The 4,584-nt window shown below is 74.5% G+C and carries 6 protein-coding genes; all 6 read right to left on the minus strand.

The window, feature by feature from the left end:
• On the minus strand, positions 1-1,061 hold a 1,061-nt coding region (locus ACFU6K_RS32130; protein WP_380669029.1), incomplete at its 3' end, for a hypothetical protein.
• A gap of 212 nt (positions 1,062-1,273) precedes the next feature.
• The gene (locus ACFU6K_RS32135) at positions 1,274-1,762 is read right to left on the minus strand and encodes a DUF3180 domain-containing protein (protein ID WP_380669031.1); all 489 of its coding nucleotides are present in this window, start codon (positions 1,760-1,762) and stop codon (positions 1,274-1,276) included.
• Between the two features lie 178 nt (positions 1,763-1,940).
• Positions 1,941-2,540 (minus strand): 2-amino-4-hydroxy-6-hydroxymethyldihydropteridine diphosphokinase, encoded by a 600-nt coding sequence (gene folK, locus ACFU6K_RS32140; RefSeq protein ID WP_380669033.1) that lies wholly within the window; start codon positions 2,538-2,540, stop codon positions 1,941-1,943.
• Between the two features lie 43 nt (positions 2,541-2,583).
• Positions 2,584-2,943: a dihydroneopterin aldolase gene (gene folB, locus ACFU6K_RS32145; RefSeq protein ID WP_049654068.1), complete on the minus strand. Its 360-nt coding sequence runs from the start codon at positions 2,941-2,943 to the stop codon at positions 2,584-2,586.
• 246 nt (positions 2,944-3,189) lie between these two features.
• The gene (locus ACFU6K_RS32150) at positions 3,190-3,669 is read right to left on the minus strand and encodes a nuclear transport factor 2 family protein (RefSeq protein WP_049654066.1); all 480 of its coding nucleotides are present in this window, start codon (positions 3,667-3,669) and stop codon (positions 3,190-3,192) included.
• 28 nt (positions 3,670-3,697) lie between these two features.
• Entirely contained in the window at positions 3,698-4,570 is an 873-nt protein-coding gene (gene folP / locus ACFU6K_RS32155) for a dihydropteroate synthase (RefSeq protein ID WP_380669035.1), read from the minus strand.
• Between the last annotated feature and the right edge of the window lie 14 nt (positions 4,571-4,584).

Below are 4,584 nucleotides of genomic sequence, written 5' to 3' on the forward strand. Positions count from 1 at the left end.
GTCTCGTCCTCCGGCGTCAGGTCCACCACGGTCGGCTCGCCCTGCTCCGGCCGCTCGGCCGACTCCGCCGCCCGGGCCTCGGCCACGGCCTTCTCGGCCACCGCCTCGTCGCCCACGACGTCCGCCAGGTCGGCGCGCTCCCCCAGTTCGGCGACGCTGCCCACCGCCGGTGCCGGGGCCGCCGGGCGCGCCGGGGCACCCGAACCGCGGCCGAAGAAGCTGAAGCCCTGCCCGCGGGCCGGACCGGACTGCGCCGGACGCGGCCGCTGCCGCTCCACCGGCGCGGGCGCCGCGGCGGGCACGGCCGACGCGCCGCCGAGCTGACCGACCGTCGCGGTCAGCGCCGGACGCACCGGCTCGGGCCGCACCGGCGCCGGGGCCGCCGGCGCCCGCCCCGGGGTCGGCACCGAGGGCGCCACCGGGGCCGGCACGGCCACCGACGCGGCCGGGGCGACCGGCGACTCCTTCGCGGGCTTCCGCAGGGCCACCTCCGCGCCCGCCGTACGCGCCCGCCGGGCCTCCTGCTCCGCCGCGCGGCGCTCCAGCAGCCGCAGCACGGACGCCGCCCGCACGTAGGCGGCCGGGCTGGCCGGGTGCTTCGGACGGCTCGCGGCGAGCGCCTGCTGGGCCGCCTCGGCCTCCTTGAGCGCCTGCTCGGCCACCGCCACGGCCCGCTCGCGCAGCAGCCGGGCGATCTCGGTCTCGGCCTTCGCCAGCCGCGACTTCTCCGCCGTCAGCCGGCGCCCGAACCGGGTGGCCCGCTCCTCGGCGACCTCCGCCGCGTACTCGGCCTCGGCCAGCTGCTCCTCGAACCGCTCCTCGGCGCGCAGCCGCTGGGCCGCGGACGTCTCGGCGGCCGCCCGGGCCGCCTTGTCCCGCTGGCGCAGCAGCAGCGCGAAGCCGAGCGTCGCGATCACCGCCGCGACGCCCACCGAGCGCACCAGGACGGTGTCCTGACTGAAAAGCAGAGCGGCCAGTGCGGCGACCAGCAGCACGCCGGCGGCGGTGGGGGGAAAGACCCGGCCGAGGACGGAGGAATGACGGTGGCGTCCGCGAGACATGTCCAAGAAACTAGCGTGCGAATTGGGGGCCTGTCAGCCCAGGGTCCCCTTCCGCCCTTGACAGGGTGCGGTTTTTACCGCACGTGCCCGGATTCTCACGCAAGATCACGAAGAAAGCCCTGCTCAGCGGTACCGACGGGGCGGACGGTGCCGACGGGGCCGGCGAGGCCCCCGTGACGCCCGGTCGGTGCCCCGGCGGTGCCCCGAGGCTCTCAGCGGTGCGACGCCGCCGGACCGCCCGGGTCGTCGTGGTTCTCCGGCAGCTTGCACACGTGCTGGATCCAGAGCGCCGCCGCGATCACCGCGGCCCCCGCCAGCACCGCGAGCCCGGCCGTCACGGCCTGGTCCTTGCGGGCCGACACGTCCAGCTCGCCCAGCAGGTAGATCCCGGCCCCCGCGTAGATGCCGGTGACCACCGACGAGACCAGCGCGCTGGCCTGCCCCAGCACCACCGCCCGGGCCGCCAGCAGCGGATCGACCCCCTTCGCCCCGGGCTGCCGCTCACGCACCGCCTTCAGCCGGGCCCGCAGCGACAACGCGGTCGCCAGCAGGATCACCGCGACCGCCGCCAGCACCACCGGCGCCGCGGCCGGCACCGCCGGCAGCGTGTCCACGGAGGCCCACAGCTTGGAGCCGGCCCAGGACAGCGCCGTCGTGGCGGCGGTGATGCCGATCAGGAGGCGGAGGCGAAGCAGCTTCACTCGGAGGAGGTCCTTCCCGGGTACCCGAACCGGCCGCCCGCCCGGTGGCGCGGCGACGCCAGGCCACCGTACCGGGCCCGGCCGGGCGGGCACCCGCGCGAACGGCGGACACCTACTCGTACGGCCGGGCCCCCGGCCGAGTTCCCCGGGCAACGGCCCCGGTCACCGGCCCCCGGACCTACTCGGGCAACGTCAGCCCGATGTCCTCGCGGCGCTTCACGCCCTGCGCGTCCGGACCGCCCAGCGCGGTCAGCAGCGCGTCCACCCGCCCGTGCCCGGGCACCTCGGCCTCCGGCTGGGCGTCCAGCCAGGGGGCGAGCACGAAGGCCCGCTCGTGCGAGCGCGGGTGCGGCAGCAGCAGCTGCGGGTCGTCGCTCAGCACGCCCTCGTAGGCCAGGATGTCGACGTCCAGGGTGCGCGGGCCCCAGTGGACGGTCCGCACCCGCCCGAAGGCGTCCTCGATCGCGTTGCCGCGCTCCAGCAGGTCCCGCGGGGGCAGCGAGGTGCGCAGCACCACGACCGCGTTGTAGTAGTTCGGCTGCTCCTCGGGCCCGCCGACGGCCTCGGTCTCGTACACCGCGGAGACGGCCTTGATCTTCAGCCCCGGGGTGTCGGCGAGCGCGTCGACGGCCCCCTGGAGGGTGTCCAGCCGGTTGCCCAGGTTGCTGCCGAGCGCGATCACCGCGCAGCGCTGGCTGTGCAGCGTGGTGTCGGCGGAGTCCACCCGGCTCTCCAGGTCGAACGCGTTCGGCGTGGCGGTCGGGTCGCTGCTGCTCATCGAAAAACGTCCTCTACATCGGATACCGGGCGCGCGGTGGGGGTCATGCGCGGCCCCGGTGGATGGTCACGGTCACGTCGTCGAACGGCACGGTGATCGGGGCGTCCGGCTTGTGCACGGTGACCTCGACCTCCTCGACCGCTTCGTGCTTGAGGCACTGGTCGGCGATCCGCTGGGCCAGCGTCTCGATCAGGTCGACCGGCTCCCCGGCGATGATCGCGGTGACCTCCTCCGCCACCAGCCCGTAGTGCGCGGTGCGGGTGAGGTCGTCTCCGGCCGCGGCGGGGCGGGTGTCCAGGTGGAGCACGAGGTCGACCACGAAGGTCTGCCCCTCGACGCGCTCGCGCTCGAAGACGCCGTGGTGGCCCCGGGCTCGCAGCCCCCGCAGGGTGACGCGGTCCAGCAAACGAATCACTGCTCCCAGTCGGACGGGCCCCGCCCGGAGAAAGGCATGGACGGGCAGGGCGAAGGCGGGCGGCACGCCCGCCACTCCGTTTCGAATCTACCCGCGAGCACGGACAACGCCTGACCGTCCTACCCGGCACGAACCGACGCCACGCGCACCGATATGGCGATTGACGTGAACGTTCGGTGACCACTCGGAAATCCCCGGCGACTTCCCGGCACCGCATTTCCGCGGGTGCCGGAATCAGCTCTCCTCGTCGTCGTCCCCGCTGGTCAGAACGGGTGAACCGTGATGCGACCAGAGCTTCCACCCGGCCGGGGTACGACGGAACAGATTCGTCGACACGACCTTTCCGCCGACCAGCGGACCGAGTTCCCCCTCCTCCTCCGACTCTCCGCCGGACAGGATGTTCTCGGTGCACGTGACAAGGGCCACATCACCGTGCACCTCGGCCTCGACATCGGTCAGGAAGAACTGGATGTACTCCGTGTTCATCATGATCAGCATGTACGAACGCGTCACCTGGGCCCGGCCGCGGAGCACCGGCCAGCCCGGGTGCACGCACACCACGCCACCCTTGTCGTCGGCGTCCGCGGCGCCCAGCCAGGCGTCCTCGACCGCTTCCAGGTCCCCCCGTTCCAGCGCCTCGTAGAGCCCCTGGTTCGCCGCCAGAACGGCCTCCAGGTCCGCCTCACGGGCCCGCCCGGCCGTGCCGCCGCTCAACCTGCCGTCACCTGTCACAGACCCTCCCTCACCCCAACCGTGCCGCGTGCTGCCAGGCCGCGACCACCCGGACGGCATCCGCCGTGCCGGACACGTCGTGCACCCGCACCGCCCAGGCTCCGGCCCGGGCGGACAGCACCGACACCGCGGCCGTCGCGTCGTCGCGCTCCCGGGCCGGGCGCAGTTCCCCGGTTGCCGGGTCGGCGAGCAGCGTACCCAGGAACCGCTTGCGCGAAGCCGCCACGAGCACGGGACGGCCGAGCGCGGTGAGCGCGTCCAGCCGGCCGAGCAGCGCCCAGTTGTGCTCGGAGGTCTTGGCGAAGCCGAGCCCCGGGTCGAGGATCAGCTGGTCCTCCTTGACCCCGGCCGCCAGCAGCGCGTCCACCCGGTCGGTCAGCTCGGCGACCACGTCCCGCACGACGTCGTCGTAGACGGCCATCCGGTCCATGTCGGCGGACTGCCCGCGCCAGTGCATCACCACGAAGGGCGCGCCGGTCCCGGCGACCACCCGGGCCATCGCCGGGTCGGCGAGCCCGCCGGAGACGTCGTTGACGATCGCGGCGCCGGCCTCGACGGCCCGCTCGGCGACCGAGGCCCGCATGGTGTCCACCGAGACCACCACCCCGGCGTCGGCGAGCTCGCGCACCACCGGGATCACCCGGCGCAGCTCCTCCTCCTCGGGGACCCGCTGCGAGCCCGGCCGGGTGGACTCGCCGCCGACGTCCACCAGATCGGCGCCGCGGGCCCGCAGCGCGAGGCCGTGCGCGATCGCCTTGGCGGGGTCGTGCCACATCCCGCCGTCCGAGAAGGAGTCGGGCGTGACGTTGACCACGCCCATCACGGCGCAGCGCTCCAGTCGCGGCAGGCCGGCCGGCAGGGAGAAGGAGGGCGAATCGTTCATGCTTCCCATTATCG

It is taken from the genome of Kitasatospora sp. NPDC057512 (genome assembly GCF_042802135.1).
Taxonomy (GTDB): domain Bacteria; phylum Actinomycetota; class Actinomycetes; order Streptomycetales; family Streptomycetaceae; genus Kitasatospora.

Coding starts and splice junctions, on each gene's coding strand:
- folK (WP_380669033.1), bottom strand. CDS start 2,540: ATGAGCAGCAGCGACCCGACCGCCACGCCGAACGCGTTCGACCTGGAG.
- folP (WP_380669035.1), bottom strand. CDS start 4,570: ATGAACGATTCGCCCTCCTTCTCCCTGCCGGCCGGCCTGCCGCGACTG.